The sequence below is a fragment of the Streptomyces tsukubensis genome, from assembly GCF_003932715.1.
Lineage (GTDB): Bacteria > Actinomycetota > Actinomycetes > Streptomycetales > Streptomycetaceae > Streptomyces > Streptomyces tsukubensis.
Map to the genome: position 1 here is coordinate 1,266,309 of NZ_CP020700.1, position 24,615 is coordinate 1,290,923.

The 24,615-nt window shown below is 71.4% G+C and carries 20 protein-coding genes and 1 pseudogene; 5 read left to right on the forward strand and 16 right to left on the reverse strand.

Annotation, left to right across the window (positions count from 1 at the left end):
* Positions 1 to 9: 9 nt before the first annotated feature.
* Both B7R87_RS04175 and B7R87_RS04180 read left to right on the forward strand, forming a co-directional pair.
* Positions 10 to 807: a peptidylprolyl isomerase gene (locus B7R87_RS04175; RefSeq protein ID WP_006350327.1), complete on the forward strand. Its 798-nt coding sequence runs from the start codon at positions 10 to 12 to the stop codon at positions 805 to 807.
* Between the two features lie 203 nt (positions 808 to 1,010).
* Positions 1,011 to 2,240 carry a DUF349 domain-containing protein gene (locus tag B7R87_RS04180; protein WP_006350326.1) on the forward strand — a complete coding sequence of 410 codons (1,230 nt, stop codon included), beginning with the start codon at positions 1,011 to 1,013 and terminating at the stop codon, positions 2,238 to 2,240.
* Between the two features lie 338 nt (positions 2,241 to 2,578).
* Here the strand turns inward: B7R87_RS04180 and B7R87_RS04185 are convergent, their stop codons facing one another.
* The 15 genes and pseudogenes from B7R87_RS04185 to pgsA form a co-directional block, all read right to left on the reverse strand.
* Positions 2,579 to 5,131, reverse strand: a complete 2,553-nt coding sequence (locus B7R87_RS04185; RefSeq protein ID WP_130585296.1) for a RelA/SpoT family protein — start codon at positions 5,129 to 5,131, stop codon at positions 2,579 to 2,581.
* 148 nt (positions 5,132 to 5,279) lie between these two features.
* Positions 5,280 to 5,831 carry an adenine phosphoribosyltransferase gene (locus tag B7R87_RS04190; protein WP_006350324.1) on the reverse strand — a complete coding sequence of 184 codons (552 nt, stop codon included), beginning with the start codon at positions 5,829 to 5,831 and terminating at the stop codon, positions 5,280 to 5,282.
* Complete coding sequence (gene secF, locus B7R87_RS04195) at positions 5,828 to 6,940, reverse strand: protein translocase subunit SecF (RefSeq protein ID WP_006350323.1); 1,113 nt, start codon at positions 6,938 to 6,940, stop codon at positions 5,828 to 5,830. Before secF ends, B7R87_RS04190 begins: the two co-directional genes overlap by 4 nt.
* Positions 6,941 to 6,942: 2 nt before the next feature.
* The gene (gene secD / locus B7R87_RS04200; RefSeq protein WP_187144586.1) at positions 6,943 to 8,739 is read right to left on the reverse strand and encodes a protein translocase subunit SecD; all 1,797 of its coding nucleotides are present in this window, start codon (positions 8,737 to 8,739) and stop codon (positions 6,943 to 6,945) included.
* Between the two features lie 144 nt (positions 8,740 to 8,883).
* Positions 8,884 to 9,378 (reverse strand): preprotein translocase subunit YajC, encoded by a 495-nt coding sequence (yajC, locus tag B7R87_RS04205; protein ID WP_006350321.1) that lies wholly within the window; start codon positions 9,376 to 9,378, stop codon positions 8,884 to 8,886.
* Between the two features lie 168 nt (positions 9,379 to 9,546).
* On the reverse strand, positions 9,547 to 10,605 hold the full coding sequence (ruvB, locus tag B7R87_RS04210; RefSeq protein WP_130585312.1) for a Holliday junction branch migration DNA helicase RuvB: 1,059 nt from the start codon (positions 10,603 to 10,605) through the stop codon (positions 9,547 to 9,549).
* A 202-nt stretch (positions 10,606 to 10,807) separates the two neighbouring features.
* Positions 10,808 to 11,422, reverse strand: a complete 615-nt coding sequence (gene ruvA / locus B7R87_RS04215; protein WP_130585297.1) for a Holliday junction branch migration protein RuvA — start codon at positions 11,420 to 11,422, stop codon at positions 10,808 to 10,810.
* Positions 11,419 to 11,970, reverse strand: a complete 552-nt coding sequence (ruvC, locus tag B7R87_RS04220; protein WP_006350318.1) for a crossover junction endodeoxyribonuclease RuvC — start codon at positions 11,968 to 11,970, stop codon at positions 11,419 to 11,421. The genes ruvA and ruvC overlap by 4 nt, the downstream gene beginning before the upstream one ends.
* A 118-nt stretch (positions 11,971 to 12,088) precedes the next feature.
* Positions 12,089 to 12,841 (reverse strand): YebC/PmpR family DNA-binding transcriptional regulator, encoded by a 753-nt coding sequence (locus tag B7R87_RS04225; protein WP_006350317.1) that lies wholly within the window; start codon positions 12,839 to 12,841, stop codon positions 12,089 to 12,091.
* Between the two features lie 75 nt (positions 12,842 to 12,916).
* Positions 12,917 to 13,504 (reverse strand): pyridoxal 5'-phosphate synthase glutaminase subunit PdxT, encoded by a 588-nt coding sequence (gene pdxT / locus B7R87_RS04230; protein WP_006350316.1) that lies wholly within the window; start codon positions 13,502 to 13,504, stop codon positions 12,917 to 12,919.
* The gene (gene pdxS / locus B7R87_RS04235) at positions 13,504 to 14,424 is read right to left on the reverse strand and encodes a pyridoxal 5'-phosphate synthase lyase subunit PdxS (protein WP_006350315.1); all 921 of its coding nucleotides are present in this window, start codon (positions 14,422 to 14,424) and stop codon (positions 13,504 to 13,506) included. The genes pdxT and pdxS overlap by 1 nt, the downstream gene beginning before the upstream one ends.
* A 163-nt stretch (positions 14,425 to 14,587) precedes the next feature.
* Positions 14,588 to 15,133 carry a hypothetical protein gene (locus B7R87_RS04240; RefSeq protein WP_006350314.1) on the reverse strand — a complete coding sequence of 182 codons (546 nt, stop codon included), beginning with the start codon at positions 15,131 to 15,133 and terminating at the stop codon, positions 14,588 to 14,590.
* Positions 15,134 to 15,423: 290 nt separating this feature from the next.
* Positions 15,424 to 16,623, reverse strand: a complete 1,200-nt coding sequence (locus B7R87_RS04245; protein WP_130585298.1) for a glycosyltransferase family 4 protein — start codon at positions 16,621 to 16,623, stop codon at positions 15,424 to 15,426.
* A gap of 263 nt (positions 16,624 to 16,886) precedes the next feature.
* Positions 16,887 to 17,822: pseudogene (locus B7R87_RS04250) on the reverse strand (phosphatidylinositol mannoside acyltransferase); the annotation flags it as partial.
* Positions 17,819 to 18,517, reverse strand: a complete 699-nt coding sequence (pgsA, locus tag B7R87_RS04255; protein ID WP_006350311.1) for a phosphatidylinositol phosphate synthase — start codon at positions 18,515 to 18,517, stop codon at positions 17,819 to 17,821. The pseudogene B7R87_RS04250 and the gene pgsA, both read right to left, overlap by 4 nt.
* Before the next feature lie 439 nt (positions 18,518 to 18,956).
* On the opposite strand from pgsA, the gene B7R87_RS04260 reads away from it, so the two are divergent.
* On the forward strand, positions 18,957 to 21,173 hold the full coding sequence (locus B7R87_RS04260; protein ID WP_040916828.1) for an elongation factor G-like protein EF-G2: 2,217 nt from the start codon (positions 18,957 to 18,959) through the stop codon (positions 21,171 to 21,173).
* A 232-nt stretch (positions 21,174 to 21,405) separates the two neighbouring features.
* Positions 21,406 to 23,103, forward strand: a complete 1,698-nt coding sequence (locus B7R87_RS04265) for a hypothetical protein (RefSeq protein WP_045853151.1) — start codon at positions 21,406 to 21,408, stop codon at positions 23,101 to 23,103.
* An 88-nt stretch (positions 23,104 to 23,191) separates the two neighbouring features.
* Here B7R87_RS04265 and B7R87_RS04270 read toward each other — a convergent pair whose 3' ends face one another.
* Positions 23,192 to 23,749 carry an HIT family protein gene (locus B7R87_RS04270; protein ID WP_006350308.1) on the reverse strand — a complete coding sequence of 186 codons (558 nt, stop codon included), beginning with the start codon at positions 23,747 to 23,749 and terminating at the stop codon, positions 23,192 to 23,194.
* A 65-nt stretch (positions 23,750 to 23,814) separates the two neighbouring features.
* Here B7R87_RS04270 and B7R87_RS04275 point away from each other — a divergent pair, with 65 nt between their 5' ends.
* On the forward strand, positions 23,815 to 24,594 hold the full coding sequence (locus tag B7R87_RS04275; RefSeq protein ID WP_006350307.1) for a potassium channel family protein: 780 nt from the start codon (positions 23,815 to 23,817) through the stop codon (positions 24,592 to 24,594).
* Positions 24,595 to 24,615: the final 21 nt, after the last annotated feature.

Consider the following 24,615-nt stretch of genomic DNA (forward strand, 5'->3'; position numbering starts at 1 on the left):
GCGGACTCGGTGGTCAGCAGCGATCAGCGGCGGCGGCAGCTCGCCCGGGAGAAGTTCGAGCGTCAGCAGGAGCGCCGGGCGGCGGCCCGCAAGCGGCGGCAGCGCATCGGCGCGATCGCCGCCGCGGTGGTGTTGGTCCTGGTCGGCGGTGCGGTCGTGGCCGCGACCGTCGTCGACGGCAAGGACGACAAGGACAAGCAGACCGTGGCCGGGGACCAGAGCAACCCGTCGCAGAACGCGTCGCCGCCCGCCGACGAGCCCAAGGGGCCCGAGCCGAAGATGGCGATCGACGCCAAGGCGAAGTACACGATGGCCATGACGACCGACCAGGGCACCGTGTCGATCGGGATGGACGCGGCGAAGACGCCCCGCACGGTGAACTCGTTCAAGGCACTCGCCGACAAGGGCTACTTCAACAAGACCAAATGCCACCGGCTGACCACGGAAGGCATCTTCGTCCTCCAGTGCGGCGACCCCAAGGGCGACGGCACCGGCGGGCCCGGCTACAACATCCCCGACGAGAACCTGACCGCGCTGGGCAAGGCGGGCACCGACGGTTCGGTGTCCTACCCGGCGGGCACGGTCGCGATGGCCAACACCGGCCAGCCCAACTCCGGTGGCAGCCAGTTCTTCCTCGTGTACAAGGAAACCAGGCTCCCGCCCACGTACACGCCGTTCGGGACGATGGACGCGGCGAGCCTGAAGGCGGTCCAGAAGGTCGCGGCCGGCGGGGTCGAGGGCAACGCCAAGGACGGCGCGCCGAAGACGGCCGTCACCGTGGCGAAGGCGACCGTGACCAAGGGGTAACCGGCAGGCGGCGGTCCGTACCGCTCCGCCGCGCCGGTACGGCGGAGCGGGGCGTACCGGAAATGCGTGGGCGCCGAGTGCGGACAGCGCGCCGACCGGTCGCCTAGATTGGCGTTGTGCAGGGCGGGCGCGGCTCGCCCCTGGAAACTGTGGACGATGCCCGGGGTGAACTCCCTCGGTGGGCATCAGGTGGAGGAGGCGCTGTGAGCAGCGACCCGTGGGGCCGTGTCGACGAGACGGGCACCGTGTACGTGCGTACTGAAGACGGCGAGCAGGTCGTCGGATCGTGGCAGGCCGGGACCCCTGAGGAGGCCCTCGCCTATTTCGAGCGCAAGTACGAAGGCCTGGTCGTCGAGATTGATCTCCTCGAAAAGCGGGTGAAGACCACCGATCTGTCGGCCAAGGACGCCCAGACGGCCATCGACCATCTGCGGGTGCAGGTGTCCGAGCACCACGCCGTCGGTGACCTCGCCGCGCTCGGCCGGCGGCTCGACGCCCTGGTGGCGACGGTCGACCGGCGCCGCGAGGAGCGCAAGGTCCAGCGGGCCAAGCAGCACGACGAGGCCCGCAAGGCCAAGGAGGAGCTGGTCGCGGAGGCCGAGGAGCTGGCGGCCAGCGAGCAGTGGCGCGCCGCCGGGGAACGGCTGCGGGCCCTGGTCGACACCTGGAAGGGCCTGCCCCGGCTCGACCGGAAGTCGGACGACGAGCTGTGGCACCGCTTCTCGCACGCCCGCTCCGCCTTCTCCAAGCGGCGCAAGGCGCATTTCGCGTCCCTCGACGCCCAGCGCGAGGAGGCCCGCAAGACGAAGGAGGCGCTGGTCACCGAGGCCGAGTCGCTCTCCCACTCCACCGACTGGGGGGCCACGGCGGCCCGCTACCGCGAGCTGATGGCCGACTGGAAGGCCGCGGGCCGGGCCCAGCGCGAGGCCGAGGACGGTCTGTGGAACCGCTTCCGCGGCGCCCAGGACGTCTTCTTCGCCGCGCGCAGTGAGACCTTCGCCGAGCGGGACGCCGAGCAGACGGAGAACCTGAAGCTCAAGGAGGAGCTGGCGGCCGAGGCCGAGCAGCTGGTGCCGGTCACGGACCTGAAGGCCGCCCGGGCCGCGTTCCGGGGCATCAACGAGCGCTGGGAGGCCATCGGCCATGTGCCGAGGGACGCCCGGGCCCGGGTCGAAGGCCGGATGCACACGGTGGAGCGGGCCCTCCAGGAGTCCGAGGAGAACGAGTGGCGCCGGACGAACCCGGAGGCGCGGGCCCGCGCCGCGGGGCTGACCGGTCAGCTCCAGGCCGCCGTGGACAAGCTGCGTGACCAGATCGACACGGCGCGCGCGGCGGGCAACAACGCCAGGGCCGACAAGCTCACCAAGGAGCTGGAGGGCCGCCAGGCGCTGCTGGACCAGGCACTGAAGGGGCTCCAGGAGTTCGGGGGCTAGACCCTCAGGGGGTTGCTCGGTAACCGCGGCCTCCCGCCGATGTCGGCGGGGGGCCGCGGTTTCGCGTGCGCGGGCTTGGCGGTGCGACTACGTGCCTGCCGCAGCCGGTTGTGTGTCGGCTGCACACCGTGCGTGGCTCGGCGCGCAGTTCCTCGCGCCCCTGGGCTCCTCAACCCGGCGCTGCGGAAACGGTCAGCGCCCAGGCGCACTGGGGGACGAGGGCTTGGGGACGCGAGGAACTGCGCGAACGGCCCACGGCGGCGCGCGGCCGGCAAAGTACACCGGCCCCTACGGCGGAACTCCGGGGCGTCGAACCCGGGGCGGCCGAGCCCGCGGCGTCAGCCGCGTCGCGCCGAGGTGACCCGGTAGACGTCGTAGACGCCCTCCACGCCCCGTACCGCCTTCAGCACATGGCCGAGGTGCTTCGGGTCGCCCATCTCGAAGGTGAAGCGGGAGGTGGCGACCCGGTCGCGGGAGGTCTGTACGGCCGCGGACAGGATGTTGACGTGCTGGTCGGACAGGACCCGGGTCACGTCGGAGAGCAGCCGGGAGCGGTCGAGGGCCTCCACCTGGATGGCGACCAGGAAGACCGACGACTGGGTCGGCGCCCATTCGACGTCGAGGATCCGCTCCGGCTGCTGCGACAGCGAGTCGACGTTGACGCAGTCCGCCCGGTGGACGGAGACCCCGCTGCCGCGGGTGACGAAGCCGATGATCGGGTCGCCCGGCACCGGGGTGCAGCAGCGGGCCAGCTTCACCCAGACGTCCTCGACGCCCTTGACGACGACTCCGGGGTCGGCGTTGGAGCGCCGCTTGCCCCGCTTGGCCCGTGACGGCGGCGCGGAATCGTCGATCTCCTCGGTGGCCGCCTCCTCGCCGCCGAGCGCCGCGACCAGCTTCTGGACGACGCCCTGGGCGGCTACATGGCCTTCGCCGATGGCCGCGTACAGGGAGGAGATATCGGGGTAGCGCATCTCATGGGCGAGGGTGACCAGCGAGTCCCCGGTGAGGATGCGCTGGATCGGCAGGTTCTGCTTGCGCATGGCCCGGACGATGGCGTCCTTGCCCTGCTCGATGGCCTCGTCGCGGCGCTCCTTGGAGAACCAGGCGCGGATCTTGTTGCGGGCCCGGGGGGATTTGACGAAGCCCAGCCAGTCCCGGGACGGTCCGGCGCCCTCCGCCTTGGAGGTGAAGACCTCCACCAGATCGCCGTTGTCGAGGGTGGACTCCAGAGGGACGAGCCGTCCGTTGACCCGGGCGCCTATGGTGCGGTGGCCGACCTCGGTGTGGACCGCGTAGGCGAAGTCGACCGGGGTCGCGCCGGCGGGCAGCGCTATCACATCGCCCTTGGGCGTGAAGACGAAGACCTCGTTGCGGGAGAGGTCGAAGCGGAGCGACTCCAGGAACTCCGAGGGATCCTCGGTCTCCTTCTGCCAGTCGAGGAGCTGGCGCAGCCACGCCATGTCGTTGAGGTGGTCGTCCTTGCCGCCCTTGCGGGGAACGTCGGTACGGACCTTGGAGGCCCCGGCGACGGCCTCCTGCTTGTACTTCCAGTGGGCCGCGATGCCGTACTCGGCCCGGCGGTGCATGTCGAAGGTGCGGATCTGGAGTTCGACGGGCTTGCCGTTGGGCCCGATGACCGTCGTGTGAAGCGACTGGTACATGTTGAACTTCGGCATCGCGATGTAGTCCTTGAACCGGCCGGGGACCGGATTCCATCGCGCGTGGACGGTGCCGAGCGCCGCATAGCAGTCGCGGACGGTGTCGACGAGGACACGGATGCCGACCAGATCGTAGATCTCCGCGAAGTCACGGCCGCGGACGATCATCTTCTGGTAGACGCTGTAGTAGTGCTTGGGGCGGCCGGTGACGGTGGCCTTGATCCGGGCGGCCCGCAGATCGGACTGGACCTCGTCGGTCACTATGGCGAGGTACTCGTCGCGCTTGGGCGCCCGCTCCGCGACGAGCCGGACGATCTCGTCGTACATCTTGGGGTAGAGGATCGCGAAGGCGAGGTCCTCCAGCTCCCACTTGATGGTGTTCATGCCCAGCCGGTGGGCGAGCGGAGCGTAGATCTCCAGCGTCTCGCGGGCCTTCTTCTCCTGCTTCTCCCGCTTGAGAAAGCGCATGGTGCGCATGTTGTGCAGGCGGTCCGCGAGCTTGATGACCAGCACCCGGGGGTCCTTGGCCATGGCCACGACCATCTTGCGCACGGTCTCGGCCTGGGCCGCCTCGCCGAACTTCACCTTGTCGAGCTTGGTGACGCCGTCGACGAGGAGGGCGACCTGGTCGCCGAAGTCCCGGCGCAGGGTGTCGAGGCCGTACTCGGTGTCCTCGACGGTGTCGTGCAGCAGCCCGGCCATCAGGGTCGCCGGGTCCATGCCCAGCTCCGCGAGGATGGTGGTGACGGCCAGTGGATGGGTGATGTACGGGTCGCCGCTCTTGCGCTTCTGGCCCCGGTGCCAGCGCTCGGCGACCTGGTAGGCCTTTTCGATCTGCCGCAGCGTCGCCGTTTCGATCTTGGGGTCGTTGCTGCGGACGATCCGCAGCAGCGGTTCGAGGACGGGGTTGTACGGGGAGGACCGCTGGACGCCCAGCCGGGCGAGACGGGCCCGGACCCGGTTGGACGAGCCCCCGGAGCGGTTGGACGAGGCGGCGGGCGCGGGCGCCGGGCGGTTCGCCGGGGCAGGGCCGCGACGGCCGGACTGGGGCGCGGCAGGCCGTACGGGGGCGGCGCCCTGGGCCGGATTCGCGCCATTTCCGCTCGCACGGGCAGGGCCGGACCGGCCGGTGCGGGCATCGGGCGTCGGCTCGGCCGCGGCTGCGGCCGCCGCGGCCTTTTCGGCCTTCTGGCCGGGCTGTGCGGTGGCGGGACGGGCCTCGTCTGGCAAGAGAGCTCCTCGTGCGGTCCGGTTCCCCCGGGGCAGGTCCGGAGAGCCCATCGTATCCACCCGGCCCCGCGGATGCCCCCGAGGCTGAAAACAGACCCCTGGAGCCCGGCATTCCCGGGCTCCAGGGGTCTGGGGTGTCAGTCCCTGCTCAGAGGGCGAGCAGCGCCTCCAGCGGAGCGCCCCGCAGAACGGGCTCCAGCTTGCCCCGGCCGCCGAGGAAACCGAGCTCCATCAGGACCGCGACGCCCGCGACCTCCGCGCCGCCGCGGCGGATCAGCTCCGCCGCGGCACCCGCGGTACCGCCGGTCGCGAGGACGTCGTCGATGACCATGACCCGGTCGCCCGAATCCAGGTCCTCGGCGTGCACCTCGATCTCGGCGCTGCCGTATTCGAGGTCGTACGCCTGGGAGAGCGTCGCCCCGGGCAGCTTGCCCGCCTTGCGGACCGGGATGAAGCCGAGACCGGCCCGGACCGCGACCGGTGCGGCGAGGATGAACCCGCGCGCCTCCAGACCGACGACCTTGGTCGCCCCGTGCCGTACGCACAGCTCACTGAGCGCCTCGGTGAGCGCGGTGAACGCCGCCGGGTCGGCGAGCAGCGGGGTGATGTCCTTGAACACCACTCCGGGCTGGGGATGGTCGGGAACGTCACGGATCCGGCTGAGCAGCAGATCCCGGACGTCCGCGGGGGCGCCGGTCATCGGCGCCTGCCCGAGGAACGGCCCCGGCCGCGGCCCCGCTGCTCGACGACACCGGCCGGTCCGGCGGCAGCGACCGCCGCCTCACCCGGGACCGTGTCCTGCGGGTCACCGTCCTGCTCGGTCTGGTCGCCGTCCGCCTGCTCGCCCTTGGCCCGCTTGGCGAGGACCCGCTTGCGCAGGGCCTTCATCTGCGGGTCGTACTCCTTGAAGTCCGCAACCAGGGGGGTCGCGATGAAGATCGACGAGTACGCGCCGGCCGCGAGGCCGACGAAGAGGGAGAGCGAGATGTCGTTGAGCATGCCCGCGCCGAGGAAGCCGCCGCCGATGAAGAGCAGACCGGCGACCGGGAGCAGGGCGACGATGGTGGTGTTGATGGAGCGGACCAGGGTGCCGTTGAGGCTCCGGTTGGCCATCTCGCTGTAGGTGAAGCGGGTCTGCTTGGTGATGTCCTTCGACCCCTCCTTGAGACCGTCGAAGACGACGACGGTGTCGTAGAGGGAGTAGCCGAGGATGGTGAGCAGACCGATCACCGTACCCGGGGTGACCTCGAAGCCGACGAGCGCATAGACGCCGACGGTGATGGTGAGGTCGTGGATCAGGGCGATCAGTGCCGCCAGCGCCATTCTCCATTCGAAGGCGATGGCCAGATAGATCACCACCAGGACCATGAAGATCGCCAGACCGGTCCAGGCCTTGTTGGCGATCTGCTTGCCCCAGCTCGGACCGACCAGTTCGGCGCCGATCTTGTCGATGTCCATCTTCATATCGCGGGCCAGGTCGCTCTTGACCTGCGCGGCCTGGCTGGTGTTCAGCTCCGCGACCTGGATACGCATGGTGCCGTTGCCCAGCTTCTGGACGATGGCGGGGTGGCCGGAGGCCTCTTCCGCGTACTCCCGGGCGTCGGTGACGGACACCTTGGTGCTCGGGGTGGTGAAGACGGCACCACCCTTGAACTCGATGCCCATGTTCAGACCCCGGATCGCGACACCGGCGATGGCCGCGATGGTGATCAGGATCGAAACGGCGTACCAGAACTTGCGGTGGCGGACGAAGTCATAACCGATCTCGCCGCGGTAGAGCCTGGCGCCGATGGTGCCGAGACGCGACATGCTCACGCCTCCTTCGGTTCGGTGGGGGCGGTGGTACGGCGGGAGCGGCGCAGCGGGGGCTTGGCGCCGAGGCGGGCCGGGTCGAGCCCGGACCACGGGTGGCCGTTGCCGAAGAACTTGGTCCGCGCCAGCAGCGTCATCAGCGGCTTGGTGAAGAAGAAGACCACGACGACGTCGAGCAGAGTGGTCAGGCCCAGGGTGAAGGCGAAGCCCTGCACCTTTCCGACCGTGACGGCGAAGAGCACCGCGGCGGCCAGGAAGGACACGAAGTCCGAGACCAGGATGGTGCGCCGGGCACGCGGCCAGGCCCGCTCGACCGCGGGGCGCAGCGTGCGGCCCTCGCGGATCTCGTCCCTTATCCGTTCGAAGTAGACGATGAACGAGTCGGCGGTAATACCGATGGCGACGATGGCGCCACAGACGGCCGGCAGGTTCAGCGCGAAGCCGATACCGGGGCCGAGCAGGGACATCAGGGAGTAGGTCAGGACCGCGGAGGCCAGCAGGCTGAGGATCGCGACGATCGACAGACCGCGGTAGTAGACCACCAGGTAGATGATGACCAGCGCCAGGCCAATGGCGCCCGCGATCAGACCGGCCCGCAGCTGCTCGCCACCGAGGGCGGCGCTGACGGTGTCGACGCTCTGCTCCTCGAAGCTCAGCGGCAGGGCACCGTAGGACAGGATGTTGCCCAGGCTCTGGGCGGAATCCCGGTCGAAGCTGCCGGAGATCTCGGCGTTGGCGCTGAGGGTCTGCTGCACGCTCGGGGCCGACATCACTTCACCGTCGAGCACGATGGCGAACTGGTTCAGCGGCGCTTGCTGCTGGGACAGCTTGGAGGTGATCTTCTCGAACTTCTTCGAGCCGGACTTCGTGAAGTCCATGGTGACGATCCACATACCGCGCTGCTGGTCGAGCTGGCCCTTGGCCTCGTCGACGTCCTTGCCGTCCACCTCGGCCGGGCCGAGGATGTACTTCTCCCACTGGTCCGCGCTGTTCTTGCCGCAGGCCACGATCGTGTCCTCGGGCTTGACGTTCTCGTTGAGCGCGCTGCGCTCCTCGGGCTTGGTGCAGTTCAGCGCGGTGAACCGCTGCTCCAGATCCGAGGCCGCCGGGGTGCTGGGGGCCGGGGTCTTCGCCGCGGCTTCCTTGTCGGCGGGCTTGTCCGCGGGCTTGTCTGCGGGCTTGTCTGCGGAGTCGGCCGCCGGGGAGCCGGACGTACCGGGCGACGGCGCCTTCAGACCCTCGGTGACGGCCCGGCCCTGCGCGGTGGCATCGGGGCTGGCCTTCGGAGGCGGGCTCGCCTTGCCGTCGCCCTTCCCCTTGTCCGCGGTCCCGGTGGAGGCCGAGGAGCTGGGCGAGGGTGCGGGGGTCTCCTGCTTGACCGGTCCGCCCGCAGCAACGTTCAGCACCGGCCGGAAGTAGAGCTGAGCGGTCGTACCGACCTGCTTGCGCGCCTCTTCCGAGTTCGTCCCCTTGGGGATGTTCACGACGATGTTGGACGAGCCCTGGGTCTGGACCTCGGCCTCGGAGACACCGAGACCGTTGACACGGCGCTCGATGATGCCGACCGCCGTGTTCATGTTGGTCTCGTTGACCGCGTTTTCCTTGCCGGGCTCGGCCTTGGCCTTCAGCGTGATCGTCGTACCGCCGGCCAGGTCGATGCCCAGCCGTGGGCTGGTGTCACCGGACAAGAACATGCCGCCGGTCAGCGCGGCCATGACGATCAGGATGAACGCCAGGGTGCGTCCTGGCTTCCCCTGAGCCCCCGTGGGCCTTCGGCCCCTCTTCGGTGCTGCCACCTTCTCGATTCTCCCTGTCCAACCGTCCCGCGCCGGGTGTGCGACGGGGCGGCCACGAAGTGTTGTGGGGCCCAGCCCCCCGCAGAAGTCAACACGGTCACGGGACCGCCGGGCACCCCTTGTGCCCGGCGGTCCCGGTGATGGCTACTTCTCGCCGTTCGCCTTGCCGTCCTTGGACGGTGCGGCGTCCTCCGGAGCGGCTTCGGCGGCGGTGTCCGCTTCGGCGTCCTTGCCGGCCTCCGGCTTCTTGCCGAGGTCGATCTTGGCGTCCCCGGCGGGCTCGTCGGCCTCGGTCAGCGACGAGGCGTCGTCCGGCACGGCCGGCAGCTCCTCGTCGGCCGCGGCCGCTTCGGGGTCGTCGCCGTGGACGATGTGGTTGTACTCCTCGTCCGAGAGGACCGCGCCGATGGCGTTCTTCGCATAGACGGCGTAGATGCCGGGGGCGACCTCAAGGAGCACGGTTTCGTCGTGGAGCTCCTTGACGGTGGCGTACATGCCCCCGATCGTGCGGACCCCGGTGCCGGGCTGCATGGAGTCGCGCATCTCCGCCGCCTGCTGCTGCTTCTTCTTGGCGGAGCGGGTCATCAGGAACATGGCCCCGATGAGCACGACGAAGGGGAGGAAGGTCAGGAGACTCACGGGAAGAAACTTCCTTCACACGACCGCGTGGATTGTGGCGGCCTATCTACGGGGGGTGGGCGCGCCGACCTGAGAAGGGCGGCATCGGCGGAGTCTAGGCGAGTCCGCATGGATGGAACAACGCCCAGCATCCCACCGTAGTTCCTGGCAGGGACAGTATCCGCGCCGTCACGCCCCGAACAGGCCCTGTTGTCCGCTTGCGCCCGGGACCTGCGCGGGCGGGGTGAGACCGAGGTGCGCCCAGGCGGCGGGCGTCGCGATCCGGCCCCTGGGGGTGCGCGCCAGCAGTCCCTCACGGACGAGGAAGGGCTCGGCGACCTCCTCGACGGTCTCGCGCTCCTCCCCCACCGCCACGGCCAGGGTCGACAGGCCCACCGGTCCGCCGCCGAACAGTTTCAGCAGGGCCTTCAGTACGGCCCGGTCCAGCCGGTCGAGTCCGCGGCTGTCGACCTCGTACACCCCGAGGGCGACGGCCGCCACCTCGCGGTTGATCACGCCGTCGGCCTTGACCTGGGCATAGTCGCGGACCCGGCGCAGCAGCCGGTTGGCGATCCGGGGCGTGCCGCGGGAGCGTCCGGCGATCTCGGCGGCGCCCGCGGTGTCGATCTCCACGTCGAGTAGTTGCGCCGAACGGTGGATGACCCGCTCCAGCTCCGCGGGCTCGTAGAACTCCATATGCGCGGTGAAGCCGAAGCGGTCCCGCAGCGGGGGCGGCAGCAGTCCGGCCCTGGTGGTGGCGCCGACCAGGGTGAACGGGGGCAGCTCCAGCGGGATGGCGGTGGCGCCCGGGCCCTTGCCGACGATCACGTCGACCCGGAAGTCCTCCATCGCCATGTAGAGCATTTCCTCGGCGGGGCGGGACATCCGGTGGATCTCGTCGAGGAAGAGGACCTCGCCCTCCTGGAGGGAGGACAGTATCGCCGCGAGATCACCCGCGTGCTGGATGGCGGGGCCGGAGGTGATCCGGATCGGGGCCTGCATCTCCGTGGCGATGATCATGGAGAGGGTGGTCTTGCCGAGGCCGGGGGCGCCCGACAGCAGTACGTGGTCGGCCGTGGCGCCCCGGGCGAGGGCGGCCTTCAGCACCAGGTCGAGCTGCTCCCGTACCCGCTCCTGGCCGACGAACTCGGCCAGTGACTTCGGGCGCAGGGCCGCCTCGACGGCCTGGTCCTCGCCGTCGGCGGCCGCGGCGACCAGCCGGTCGCCCGCCGGGTCCGGGCCGTCCACGGGCGCGCCGTGGTCCCCGTACTCTCCGGACTCCCCGTGCTGCCCGTGCTCTCCGGGCTTCTGGTGGCCCCCGGCGGACCGGTCGCCGTCGTCGGAGGTGGTGTCGTACCGGTTCACTGCGCCTGTGCCTCGTGTCGTCGGGCGGCCGGGGCCGCGGTGGGTCGGATGCGCCCCGGCCGGGCCGGGGCCCGCCGGGCGGGGGTCATCGGGTCCGGTTGAGCGTCCGGAGCGCCGCCTTCAGCAGCGGGCCCACCGCGGGGGTGCCGCCCTCGGCCTCGGCCTGCGGGGCGACGGCCGCGACCGCCTCGTCGGCCTCCCGCGCCGCATAGCCCAGGCCGATGAGGGCCGTCTGCAGCTGGTCGCGCCAGGGCGGGGGCACCGCCGCTCCCCCGCCGCGGGCGGCGGGCGCGCCGACCGGGGCGCCGAGCCGGTCCTTCAGCTCCAGCAGCAGCTTCTGGGCGCCCCGCTTGCCGATCCCCGGGACCGCGATCAGCGCCTTCTCGTCGCCCGTGGCGACGGCGACGCGCAGGGCGTCGGGCGAGTGGACGGCGAGCATGGCCTGGGCGAGGCGGGGGCCGACCCCGCTCGCGGTCTGGAGCAGCTCGAACACCTGGCGTTCGTCCTCGTCCGCGAAGCCGTACAGCGTCAGGGAGTCCTCGCGGACGACGAGGGAGGTGGCGAGGGCCGCCTCCTCGCCGACGCGGAGGCGGGCGAGGGTGTCCGGCGTGCACTGGACGGCCATGCCGACGCCGCCGACCTCGATCACCGCGGTCGTGGGGGCGAGCGCGGCGACCTGGCCACGGACGGAGGCGATCATGCGGTACGGCCTTTCGGGGGCTGGGCGGAGGGGGCGGCGCGGTGCCGGGCGACGGCCTCCTGGAGGCGGTTCTGGGCGGGGCTGCGCCAGATATGGCAGATGGCGAGCGCCAGGGCGTCCGCGGCATCGGCCGGCTTGGGCGGGGCGGCGAGCCGCAGCAGCCGGGTCACCATGGCGCCGACCTGGTCCTTGTCGGCCCGGCCCGAGCCGGTGATCGCGGCCTTGACCTCGCTGGGCGTGTGCAGCACGACGGGGATGCCGCGGCGGGACGCGCAGAGCATGGCGACCGCGCTGGCCTGGGCGGTGCCCATCACCGTACGGACGTTGTGCTGGCTGAAGACCCGTTCGACGGCGACCCGTTCGGGGCGGTGCTCGTCGAGCCAGGCCTCGATGCCCTGCTCGATGGCGACGAGCCGGTCCCCGAGGTCGGCGTCGGGCGGGGTCCGGACGACGCCGACGCCGACCATGGTCAGCGGCCGGCCGGCGATTCCGTCCACCACGCCCACACCGCACCGGGTCAGCCCCGGGTCGACCCCCAGCACGCGCACGCCGCCCCCTCCTTCGGTCATCTGTTTGTGCAGGCTATCGGGCGGCACCGACATCGGACGCGAACAAGGGCGGGCCGGAGGGTGTTTCTCCCTCCGGCCCGCCCTTGTCAGCGGCGGATCAGATGTCGACCTTCGCCATGACCTCGTCGGAGACGTCGAAGTTGGCGAAGACGTTCTGCACGTCGTCGCTGTCCTCCAGGGCGTCGATCAGCTTGAAGATCTTCCGCGCGCCCTCCTCGTCCAGTTCGACCTGCATGGTCGGGACGAAGTTGGCCTCGGCGGAGTCGTAGTCGATGCCCTGCTCCTGGAGGGCGGTGCGGACCGCGACCAGGTCGGTGGCCTCGCTGAGCACCTCGAAGGACTCACCGAGGTCGTTGACCTCCTCGGCGCCCGCGTCCAGCACGGCACCCAGCACATCGTCCTCGGTCAGCTCGCCCTTGGGGACGATCACGACGCCCTTGCGGTGGAAGAGGTACGAGACGGAGCCCGGGTCGGCCATGGAGCCGCCGTTGCGGGTCATGGCGACACGCACGTCCGAGGCGGCACGGTTGCGGTTGTCGGTGAGGCACTCGATGAGCACCGCGACACCGTTGGGGCCGTAGCCCTCGTACATGATCGTCTCGTAGTCCGCGCCGCCCGCTTCGAGACCGGCGCCGCGCTTGAGAGCGGAGTCGATGTTCTTGTTGGGCACCGACTGCTTCTTCGCCTTCTGGATGGCGTCGAAGAGGGTCGGGTTGCCCTCCACATCGGCGCCGCCCATCCGGGCCGCGACCTCGATGTTCTTGATGAGCTTCGCGAAGAGTTTGCCGCGCTTGGCGTCGATCACGGCCTTCTTGTGCTTCGTCGTAGCCCATTTAGAGTGGCCGGACATCTGCCTGTCTCCTTCGCGTAACCCGTTGCTGCTGCTGTGCTGCTGTGCGCAGGCTGCGATCCTACCGGGATCCCTTCACCCGGCCGCGCGCACCATCTCCGTGAACAGCGCATGGACCCGGTGATCGCCGGTCAGCTCGGGGTGGAACGAGGTCGCGAGCGCACGGCCCTGGCGTACGGCGACGATATGGCCGCCGTGTTCGGCGAGGACCTCGACCTCCGCGCCCACGGACTCGACCCAGGGGGCGCGGATGAAGACGCCTTCCACGGGGCCGTCGATGCCGGTGACGTCCACCGCGGCCTCGAAGGACTCGTTCTGCCGGCCGAAGGCGTTCCGGCGGACGATCATGTCGATGCCGCCGATCGTCTCCTGGCCCGAGCGGGGGTCGAGGATCTTGTCGGCCAGCATGATCAGCCCGGCGCAGGTGCCGTAGACCGGCATTCCGGCGCGGACCCGCTCGCGCAGCGGCTCCAGTACGCCGAAGACGGTCGCCAGCTTGGACATGGTGGTGGACTCGCCGCCGGGGATCACCAGGGCGTCGACCTCGGCCAGTTCCTCGGGCCGCCGTACGGGCCTGGCCACGGCGTCCGCCGCGGCCAGGGCGATCAGATGCTCCCGTACATCGCCCTGGAGGGCGAGGACACCGATCAGCGGAGTGCTCACTACCAGCCCCGGTTGGCGTAGCGCTCGGCCTCGGGCAGGGTGTCGCAGTTGATGCCGACCATGGCCTCGCCCAGGTTGCGGGAGGCATCCGCGATGATCTTCGGGTCGTCGTAGAAGGTGGTGGCCTTCACGATGGCGGCGGCGCGCTTGGCCGGGTCGCCCGACTTGAAGATGCCGGAGCCGACGAAGACGCCCTCGGCGCCGAGCTGGCGCATCAGCGCGGCGTCGGCGGGGGTGGCGACACCACCGGCGGAGAAGAGGACGACGGGCAGCTTGCCCAGCTCGGCGGCCTCCTTCACCAGCTCGTACGGGGCGCGAAGCTCCTTCGCCGCGGCGTACAGCTCGTTGTTGTCGTAGCCGCGGAGCCGGGCGATCTCGTTCTTGATCTGGCGGAGGTGGCGGACGGCCTCGACGACGTTGCCGGTGCCGGCCTCGCCCTTGGAGCGGATCATCGCGGCGCCCTCGGCGATCCGGCGCAGCGCCTCACCCAGGTTGGTGGCGCCGCAGACGAACGGCGTGGTGAAGGCCCACTTGTCGGAGTGGTTGACCTCGTCGGCGGGGGTCAGCACCTCCGACTCGTCGATGTAGTCGACCCCGAGGGACTGGAGGACCTGCGCCTCGACGAAGTGTCCGATGCGGGACTTCGCCATCACCGGGATGGAGACCGCTTCGATGATCTCTTCGATCATGTTGGGGTCGGACATCCGGGCGACTCCGCCGTCCTTGCGGATATCGGCGGGGACCCGCTCCAGGGCCATGACGGCGACGGCGCCCGCGTCTTCGGCGATCTTCGCCTGCTCGGCGTTGACCACGTCCATGATGACGCCGCCCTTGAGCTGCTCGGCCATACCGCGCTTCACGCGGGCGGTGCCGGTCGCGGGGGCGTCGGACTGCGGGGTGCTGGAGAGCGTGCTGGACACGGAGACCTCACTCGATGACGGATTGCTGCAATGGGCGCGAACCGCGGGACGGTCGCGACAACGATGGAACAACCCGGGATCAGGCCACGACAAGGGCCAATGAGGAGCCGGTGGATCGTTTTAGCTGGTCAGCCGGGCGGGCAGCCGCCGGGGCCGGAGTACGTCAGCTGCCGGGCCGGTCGGCGAGCGCGGTCGGCGGTGCGTCGTCCATCTCGAAGGCGAGCGGGAACGGGGCGTGCCCGGCGAGCCGGAACCAGCGCACCTTGCGGTGGCGGCGCAGGGCGCGGGCGGCGCGTACGGCGTCGTTGTGGAAGCGCCGGGCCATGGGCACCCGGCGTACCGCATGCGCCAGTTCGTCGGCGGCCTCCTCCCCGCCGGGGACCTCGCGCACGGCTTCCATCTGCGCAGGCTCCTCGAACACCGCCCGCAGCGCGGCGCTCAGTTCGCTCTCCGCGACCTCGCGCTGGTCCTCCTCGGCCTGCCGGGCGGCGTGGGCGGCCTCGTACAGCACGATCGACGCGGCGGGGTCCAGCACTCCGGAGGTGGCCAGTTCCTGGGTCACGGAGGCCCGGCGCAGCAGTTGTGCGTCGAGTGCGGCGCGGGCGGCGTCGATCCGGGTGTGGAGCCGGTCGAGCCGGCCGGCGGTCCAGCTCAGATAGAGCCCGACCAGGACGAGCGCGACAAGGATCCAGATGAGTGTTGCGGTCACGCTGCGCTAGCGTAGCGGGCCGGTGCGCTCCCCCCGGGGGCTGCCCCGCCGGGGCCCCGGGGCCCGGCGCCCGCGCCGCCACGGACGTTCGCGTGCCCCGCCCCGCCGGGCGGGCCGGACCCTGGATCCGTGCGCCCCGGGTGGACCGTGCGCGCGGCCGGAAGGCCTTGGGACGTCGCCCGGTGCGGCCGGGCCGCCCGGCATTCGCGGACGGGCCGGTGCAGGTTCCGTCTGCGGGCCCGGCGCCGTCCGGTTGTCACCGTCGTCCCGGCGGGACCCGGCGTCGGGTCCTATCCGGCGCCGCCGCCGCGCGAGGGGCCGCCGCGGGCGAGGCCGAGGCGGGTGCGCAGGCCCGGGCGGTCGTCGGTGGCGACGGATGCCGCGCCCGCGGTCACCGTCTCGTAGACCGCCAGGATGTCCGCGCCGACCGTGGACCAGTCGAAGCGCCGGACGTGCGCCAGAGCGCGCTTCCGGAGCGCTGCGCGGCGCTCCGGGTCGCCGAGCAGCCGGATCGCGGCGTCGGCGAGGGAGTCCGGGTCCTCGTTGGCGAACAGCTCCCCCGCCGCGCCCTGGTCGAGGACCTGCGCGAAGGCGTCGATATCGCTGGCGAGCACCGGGGCGCCCGCCGACATCGCCTCGACCAGGATGATCCCGAAGCTCTCGCCGCCGGTGTTGGGCGCCACGTACACATCGACGCTGCGCAGCAGTTTCGCCTTGTCCTCGTCGCTGACCATGCCGAGGAACTCGACCCTGGACCGCAGCTCGGGCGGCAGGGAGGCGACGGCCTCCGCCTCGTCGCCGCGCCCGGCGACCAGCAGCCGGGTGCCGGGGCGGGCCGCCAGGATCTTCGGGAGGGCCTTCATCAGGACGGGCAGGCCCTTGCGTGGTTCGTCGATCCGGCCGATGAACCCGAGAACCCCGGCGTCCGGTTCGCCCTGCCACTCCTTGCTGGGCTCGGCGTGTTCGAAGAAGGAGACGTCGACGCCGTTGGGGATGGTGACGGCGTCGCCGCCGAGGTGTTCGACGAGGGTGCGCCGGGCGTACTCGCTGACCGCGATCCGTGCGCTGATCTTCTCCAGCGCGGGCTGGAGGATCGGATAGGCGGCGATCATCGCGCGGGAGCGCGGGTTGGAGGTGTGGAAGGTCGCCACGATCGGTCCCTGGGCGGCCCAGCAGGCGAGCAGTCCGAGGGACGGCGAGGTCGGCTCGTGGATGTGGATCACGTCGAAGGTGCCGTCGTGCAGCCAGCGGCGCACCCGGGCGGCCGACAGGAAGCCGAAGTTGAGCCGGGCGACGGAGCCGTTGTACGGGACGGGGACGGCGCGCCCCGCGGAGACCACATAGGGCGGCAGCGGGGTGTCGTCGTCGGCGGGGGCGAGGACGGACACCTCGTGACCGAGCCGGATGAGGTGTTCGGCCAGATCACGGATGTGGAACTGGACCCCGCCGGGGACGTCCCAGGAGTACGGGCAGACGATGCCGATCTTCATGCGGCACCCCCGTTCCGCGCGTCGGCGGACTTCGCCGCGGCGCCGGTCCCCGGCGGCACGCCCCCGGCGCCATCGGGCGCTCCGGGCGCTCCGGGCTCGCGCTCCGCCGGGGCCGTATCCGGGCTGTCGGCCCGCGCGGCACCGTCGGGCGCCGGGGTCCTTGCGGGCCCACCGGCCCGTGACTCCCCCGCAGCCGTACCGGAATCGTCCGATCCGCCGGGGCCGCCGGGCGCCGGGGTGCCGCCGGGTCCGCCGGTGCCGGGCTCCGATTCCCGGCCGGAGCGCGGCTCCCGCGGCTCCAGATCGGCGAGCCACAGCCGCTGGAGCATGTGCCAGTCCTCCGGATGTTCGGCGATCCCCGCGGCGTAGACGTCCGCGAGCGCCTGGGTCATGGCGGCCGTCTTCTCGGCGCGGGTGCCCGAGGCGGGCACCTCGACCGGGGGATGGACGCGGCCCCGCATGGCATCGCCTTCGTACCAGAGGGTCACCGGCAGCAGCAGTGCCCCGGTGTGCTGGGCGAGGAGCGCGGGGCCCGCGGGCATCCGGGCGGTCTCGCCGAAGTAGTCGACGTCGACGCCGGACGACGACAGGTCGCGGTCGGCGACGAGGGCGACCAGACCGCCGTCCCGCAGCCGCCGGGCGAGGGTGCCGAAGGCGGAGCCGCCCGCGTGCGGGAGGACCTCCATCCCGAGGCTCTCGCGGTAGGCCACGAAGCGGTCGTACAGGGACTCGGGCTTCAGCCGCTCGGCGACCGTGGTGAAGGGGGTTTCGAGGACCCGGGTGACCCAGACGCCCGCCAGGTCCCAGTTCGCCAGGTGCGGCAGGGCGAGGATCACGCCGCGGTCGGAGGCGATGCCGTCGGTCAGCCGCTCGACGTCGTGGATGACGACGCTGTCGCGCACCTTCCGGGTGCTCCAGGCGGGCAGCCGGAAGGATTCCATCCAGTAGCGCATGTACGAGCGCATGCCGGCCTTCGACAGTTCGGCGAGCCGCTCGGGCCCGGCACCGGGCACCACGCGCGCCAGATTGGCCTCCAGCCGCAGGACCCCGGCGCCGCGGCGCCGCCACGCGGTGTCGGCGATGCTGCGGCCCAGCCGGACCGCCACCGGTTCCGGCAGCTTCTTGACCGCCGCCCAGCCGAATCCGTACATCCCGTCGACGAACCGCTCGCGGGCGGTCACCGGCGCACTCCCGGTCATGCCGCCCCGGCCCCGCTGGGCCGGCCCCCCGAACCCGCAGTACCCCCCGAACCTGCCGACCCCGCAGCGTCCGCCTCGGCGGCCTCCCGGCGGACGGTCACAACGCGCTGGCCGAGGGTGACCGCGCTGCCCGCGGCGACGATCCACAGGGCGATCGGAAGCAGGATCTCGACGCCCGGCACCCCGAAGGCGGCCAGTCCGGAGAGTCCGGCGGCCACCAGGGAGATCACCAGTCGCTCGGCCCGCTCGACCAGCCCGTTCACGGCGACGGGCAGTCCGATGGCCTCGCCGCGGGCCTTGGTGTACGACACCACCTGTCCGCTGGCGAGGCAGAAGATCGCCACGGCGCACAGGATGTTGTCGTCGCCCTTGCCCGCGTACCAGAGCGCCAGACCACCGAAGATCGCGCTGTCGGCGACCCGGTCCAGCGTGGAGTCGAGGAAGGCGCCCCAGCGGCTGGAGATCCCCGCCTGGCGGGCCATATTGCCGTCGACCAGGTCGGAGAAGACGAAGAGGGTGATGACGATCGTGCCCCAGAAGAACTCCCCGCGCGGGAAGAAGACCAGCGCACCCGCGACGACTCCGGCCGTACCGATGAGGGTGACGGCGTCGGGGCTCACGCCTCGACGGAGGAGAAACGCGGCGAACGGTGTGAGGACACGCGTGAAGAATGCACGCGCGTACTTGTTCAGCATGGCCTTCCCGAGGTTCGGTTCCGCCGTGCGGCCCCGACGGCCACCGGCTGGCCCATCGTAGCCACGACGGGCGCGTCCCACCGGCCGGGCACCCGACTCGGCCCGCCCCGGACGGTTCCGCACGGCCTGCGGCGGCCGTGCGGAGAGGGTCGTACGGCACCGGCCGTGCGGCGGCCGCCGGCATCACAATCCGCCATCGTCGCCCGCGCCCGGTGCGGTGCCGTGCGCGACGTATGGACGCCTCTCTGCGTCGGTGGAAAGCTCGAAGGACGACTGCGGGCACCGACGGAGCGGCCCCCACCCCCCTTCGCCCCCTCTCCGGCCCCCGTTTCCCGCCACGCCCGCGGCCCGGCACCTCCACTCTTCCCCGCGCGCCGGCCGGAACGCGAACGGCCCCGGCGCACCGATCCGGATCCGTATCGACCGGGAGGCAGGAATCATGGGCGACAAGGCGAACGCACACCCCGGAGCCGCCGGCAGGGCTACAGCGGCCGACCGGCCCGCATCCGTACGGAATGTGGTGCTGGTCGGCCACAGCGGTTCAGGCAAGACCACCCTCGTGGAGGCCCTGGCCCTCACCGCGGGCGCGGTGAACCGGGCGGGCCGGGTCGAGGACGGCGGCACGATCTCCGACTACGACGAGATCGAACACCGCCAGCAGCGCTCCGTACAGCTCTCCCTCGTCCCGCTCGACTGGGACGGCTACAAGATCAACCTGCTGGACACCCCCGGGTACGCCGATTTCGTCGGCGAGCTGCGGGCCGGGCTGCGGGCGGCCGACGCGGCGCTGTTCGTGGTCTCGGCCGCCCAGGAGCCGGACGCCATCGGCGGGGCCACCCGGGCCGTCTGGGACGAGTGCGCGGCGGTCGGCATGCCGCGGGCGATCGTCGTCACGCATCTGGAGACCGCCCGGGCGGGGTACGAACAGCTCACCGCGGTCCTCGCGGAGCTGTTCGGCGGCGACGACCCCGATGCCGTACTGCCCCTCTATCTGCCGCAGTACGGGGAGCCGGGCCCCGACGGGCACACCCCGACCACCGGTCTGGTCGGGCTGCTGACCCGGAAGATCTACGACTACTCGGGCGGGCAGCGCGAGGAGACCCCGCCCGACCCGGAGCAGGAGCCGTTCATCGAGCAGGCCCGCAACCGGCTGATCGAGGGGATCATCGCCGAAAGCGAGGACGAGAGCCTGATGGACCGCTATCTCGGCGGGGAGGACATCGACGTCAAGACCCTCGTCGACGATCTGGAGAAGGCGGTCGCCCGCGGTACCTTCCACCCGGTGCTGGCCGCGGCGCCCGCGGCCGACGGCGCCCGGCAGGGCCTCGGCACGGTGGAGCTCCTGGAGCTGATCACCCGGGGCTTCCCGACCCCGCTGGAGGCCGAGTGTCCGCAGGTGACGTCCCCGCAGGGCGCGGCCCGTCCCCGCCCGGCCTGCGACCCGGACGGACCGCTGGTCGCCGAGGTGGTGAAGACGTCGTCGGATCCTTACGTGGGCCGGATCTCCCTGGTCCGGGTCTTCTCCGGCACCCTGCGCCCCGACGAGACGGTCCATGTGTCGGGCCACGGCCCGGCCGAACGGGGCCATGAACCGCCGGAGCTGCACGAGGCCGACGAACGGGTCGGCGCCCTCTCCGTACCCTTCGGCAAACAGCAGCGGCCGCTGCCCCGGGTGATCGCCGGTGATCTGGCCTGCGTCGCCAAACTGGGGCGGGCCGGAACCGGCGACACGCTCTCAGCCAAGGACGATCCGCTGCTGATGGAGCCGTGGCAGATGCCGGACCCGCTGCTTCCGCTGGCGGTGCGGGCCCATAGCAAGGCGGACGAGGACAAGCTCTCGCACGGGCTGAACCGGCTGGTCGCCGAGGATCCCGCGATGCGTCTCGAACAGAATCCGGACACCCGTCAGGTGGTGCTGTGGTGTCTGGGCGAGGCCCATGCGGATGTGGCGCTGGAGCGGCTGCGCACCCGGTACGGCGTCGAGGTGGACGTGATTCCCCACCAGGTGGCGCTGCGGGAGACCTTCGGCGGCGCGGCTTCGGGCCGGGGCCGCCATGTGAAGCAGTCCGGCGGTCACGGCCAGTACGCGATCTGCGAGATCGACGTCGAGCCGCTGCCCCCCGGATCCGGAATCGAGTTCGTCGACAAGGTCGTGGGCGGTGCGGTCCCCCGCCAGTTCATCCCCTCCGTCGAGAAGGGGGTAAGGGCCCAGGCGGCGCGCGGGGTGACCGCCGGATATCCGCTGGTCGACATCCGGGTCACCCTCAGGGACGGCAAGGCGCACTCGGTGGACTCCTCGGACGCCGCCTTCCAGACCGCGGGCGCCCTCGCCCTGCGGGAGGCGGCCGCGGAGACGCCGATCCACCTGCTGGAGCCGGTGGCCGAGATCCGGGTACTGGTTTCGGACGAATACGTCGGCCCCGTGATGAGCGATCTGTCGGGGCGGCGGGGACGGGTCGTGGGCACCGAGCAGTCCGCGGGCTCCCGGACCCTGGTACGGGCCGAGGTGCCCGAGATCGAAATCGGGCGGTACGCGGTCGATCTGCGGTCCATCTCGCACGGCACGGGCCGGTTCAGCCGGGCGTACGCCCGGCACGAGGCGATGCCGCAGCAGGTGGCCGACCGGCTGCGGCAGGAGAGCAACGGCGGCGCGTAGCGCGGGCGCTCCGGCCTGCCGTCCCCACCGGAACGGGGCGGGGACGGCAGGCCGGACGGCGTACGGAAGGGCAGCGGGGAAGGCACCGGGCGGCCGGCCGGCTGCCGGGCGGACCCGGCGGCGGCTCCGGCGGACGGTTCCGGCCGATTCCGCGCTCCCGTGACGAAGCGCCTACGCCCCGGATACGCTGAGGTGCCCAGTTCAGCAGGTGTGCGGAGCAGGGCAGTTGGGAATGAGCCGCGGCAGGCGGCGGCGACCGGGGCGATGGGGGCGGCAAGTGGCGGACGGATTCGACTTCAGTCCCGGGGCTCAGGTCCCGATCCAGGGCTCGGCGGGCCAGACGGCCGCGACCAGCGCCCTGGCCTCGGCGGCGTACCGCGACAGCCCGGTCGAGCAGATCCTCGACGCCAACAACGAATGGCACAAGTCCGATGTGAAGAAGGGGAAGTTCTCCCTCTTCGAGCCCAATCTCGGCGAGGCGTTCTGCCGGGCGGTGCAGGCACGCACGCTCGGCGGTGCGCGCGGTCCGCTGATCCAGTCCTTCGGCACCGACGCCCGGATGATCGTCGAGCACTGTCTGGCCGCCAGCGGGCTGCGCAAGGAGCGCGATGTCAAGCTGACGGTGATCACAGCCGTCTGCGGACTGCTGTTCCTGCCCGGGATGCTGCTGTGGATGGGTGTCTTCCAGCTCCGCCGTACGCTGGCCGGTTCCCAGGACAAGAAGGCCGGAGCGTTCGGCACGGCCCTGCTCGTCGCCATCGCCGCGGTCGCCGTGATCTTCCTGGTCAAACTGCCGTTCGCCGGATTCCTCGGCTACTACGTCCGCGGAATGATCATCGCTCCGGTGGTCGGCTGGTTCCTGGCCAAGCGGATCTGCGAGAAGTCCGCGGTCGATATGAGGTCCCGCTGGGACGGCCTGCTGTCGGGCGGCGGAATCGCGGCGAAGGTACCGGAGGCGGTGCCCGGGAACCCCAACGAGAAGGGGCGCGAGGAGCTGCGCCAGGGGCTGGAGAAGCTCTCCGCCGAGCAGCTCGCCAACTCGGTCTTCTACGCGGGCCCCAAGGGCATACTGGGCATGGGCACCCGCTGGGGCAGCTGGCAGATGGCCGAGGAACTGGTCTCCCGGGATCCGGCCAAGGAGATCAACCAGTTCCGTAGCTGGGACGTGATACGGGCGATCCACGACAAGCTGAAGCTGCTGGAGCGCGGCCCGCTGAACTCGGGTGGTTTCCCGACCCCTTCGGTCAAGCACTGGATCGTTTCGCCGGTCGCCGAAGGCGCGGGCGGAGTGTCCCGCCCCGAGGGCCAGGAAGTGGAAGCCTTCCAGGTCAAACCGCACGAGATACAGCGGATCTGCAACCACCAGCAGTTCAGCGGGGGCAACCGGCACTATCTCGGAGTGCAGTTCGTGCTCTGGGACGGCCAGCTCGTGATCACCATGATGATCAACGTCACGGTGCTCCACGAGACGCTGCGCGTCGAGGTGACCGGCCATGCGCTGGGCCCGGTCCACGGACTGTTCACCACCAAGTCGTCGCCCAAGACGAAGACCGTGAACAAGACGATCCGCTTCTGGGAGACCCGCGATATCGTGCTGCCGCTGGTGGAGGCGAAGGAAGTGGTCCGGCTCGCGGTCCGGGCGCCCTTCACCTGGTATCCGCCGCTGCTGGACTTCCTCGGCGGCAAGCTGGCGCTGCCCGAGCCGTTCGGACTGCGGCACGCCTGGGCGGAGCAGCCCTGGCGGCACCGGTTCATGGCCGACGACGCGATGCGCGCCGCGACCCCGGTACTGCGGGTCGCCCATGCGGCGGCGCTGAGGGTGCTGGAGGAGAACGGCGTGGACACCGACCGCTTCGCCGGCCGCTCCATGGCGGTCAGCGGCGCGGTCCAGGACCCGTCACCGCGGAAGGCCGACCTGTACGACGCGTGATACGGCTTCGAGGGGGCGCGCCGGGTTGCCCGGCGCGCCCCTTCGGCTCACTCGCCGCCCTCGGTGCCGCGGCACCGGGTGCGTGGGCTCAGGCGGGCCAGGCGGCGGCGAGCATCGCGCGGGTGTCCGCGAGGAGCTGCGGCAGCACCTTCGTATGCCCGACGACGGGCATGAAGTTGGTGTCGCCGCCCCACCGCGGCACGATGTGCTGGTGAAGATGGGCCGCGATCCCCGCACCGGCCTCCACGCCCTGATTCATCCCGATGTTGAAACCGTGCGCGCCGGACGCGGCCCGCAGCGCGGTCATCGCGTGCTTGGTGAGGAGCGCCAGCTCCGCCGTCTCGGCCTCGTCGAGGTCGGTGTAGTCGGCGACGTGCCGGAACGGCACCACCATCAGGTGCCCGCCGTTGTACGGATAGAGGTTCAGCACCGCGTAGACCGCCGAACCGCGGGCGATGATCAGCCCGTCCTCATCGGATTTGCCGGGAAGATCGCAGAACGGGCAGCCGTCGCCCGCTTCGGGCCCGCTCGGCTTGTTCTCGCCCTGGATGTACGCCATCCGGTGCGGCGTCCACAAGCGCTGGAACGCGTCCGGCGTCCCCACCCCGATCTGCTGTTCCGGCTCGTTCGTCATGCTGTGCAGCATATGGCGTGGCCGGTGCGCCGCGTGTCGCCGGGGGCGGTCCCCGCGGTCTTGGCGATGCTGGTGCGGTGAACCCCCCGAGGACCTCAGGCCGCGACGGCGATCCCCCCGAGAATGACCCGAACGGCGCGAACAGCGCGAACGGCACAGACGGCACGGACAGCGATCAGGCCGCGGACCGTGAGGACCGGATGTGGCGCTGGCGCCGCCGGACCGAGGTCCCGCTCTTCGTCGCATCGACGGTGTTCCTCGGCTGCTACGCGGTACGGATCCTCGACGACGATCTCCCGCAGGGCTGGCGGGACGCCCTGCTCGCGGTCACGTACACGACTTGGGCGATGTTCGTGGCCGACTTCGCGGTCCGCTGGCGGATCAGCGGCCGCGGCCTCTCCTTCGTCCGGACGCACCTGCTGGACGCGATCGTGGTGGTGCTGCCGCTGCTCCGTCCGCTGCGGATCGTGGAGATCTACGATTCGGTCCAGCACCGCCACGAGCACGCCCGGCTCTCCCTCTATGCGCGGGTGATGTCGTACGCGAGCATGACGGCCGTGCTGCTCGGCTTCGCGGGCGCGCTCACCGTGTACGCGGCCGAACGCGGCGCCCCGGGGGCCACCATCAGGACCTTCGGGGACTCGGTGTGGTGGGCCTGCTCCACACTGACCACGGTGGGGTACGGGGATGTGACCCCGGTGACTCCGGAGGGCCGGACGGTGGCGACGTTCATGATGGCCGGGGGGCTGGCGCTGCTGGGCGCGGTGACGGGCTCGTTCTCGTCCTGGCTGATCCAGAGGTTCGCGCTCGACGAGGACAGAAGGCCCCCGGGGGGACTCCCCGGGGGCCTCGGCTGAGCGGAGCGCGCGCGGCCGCGC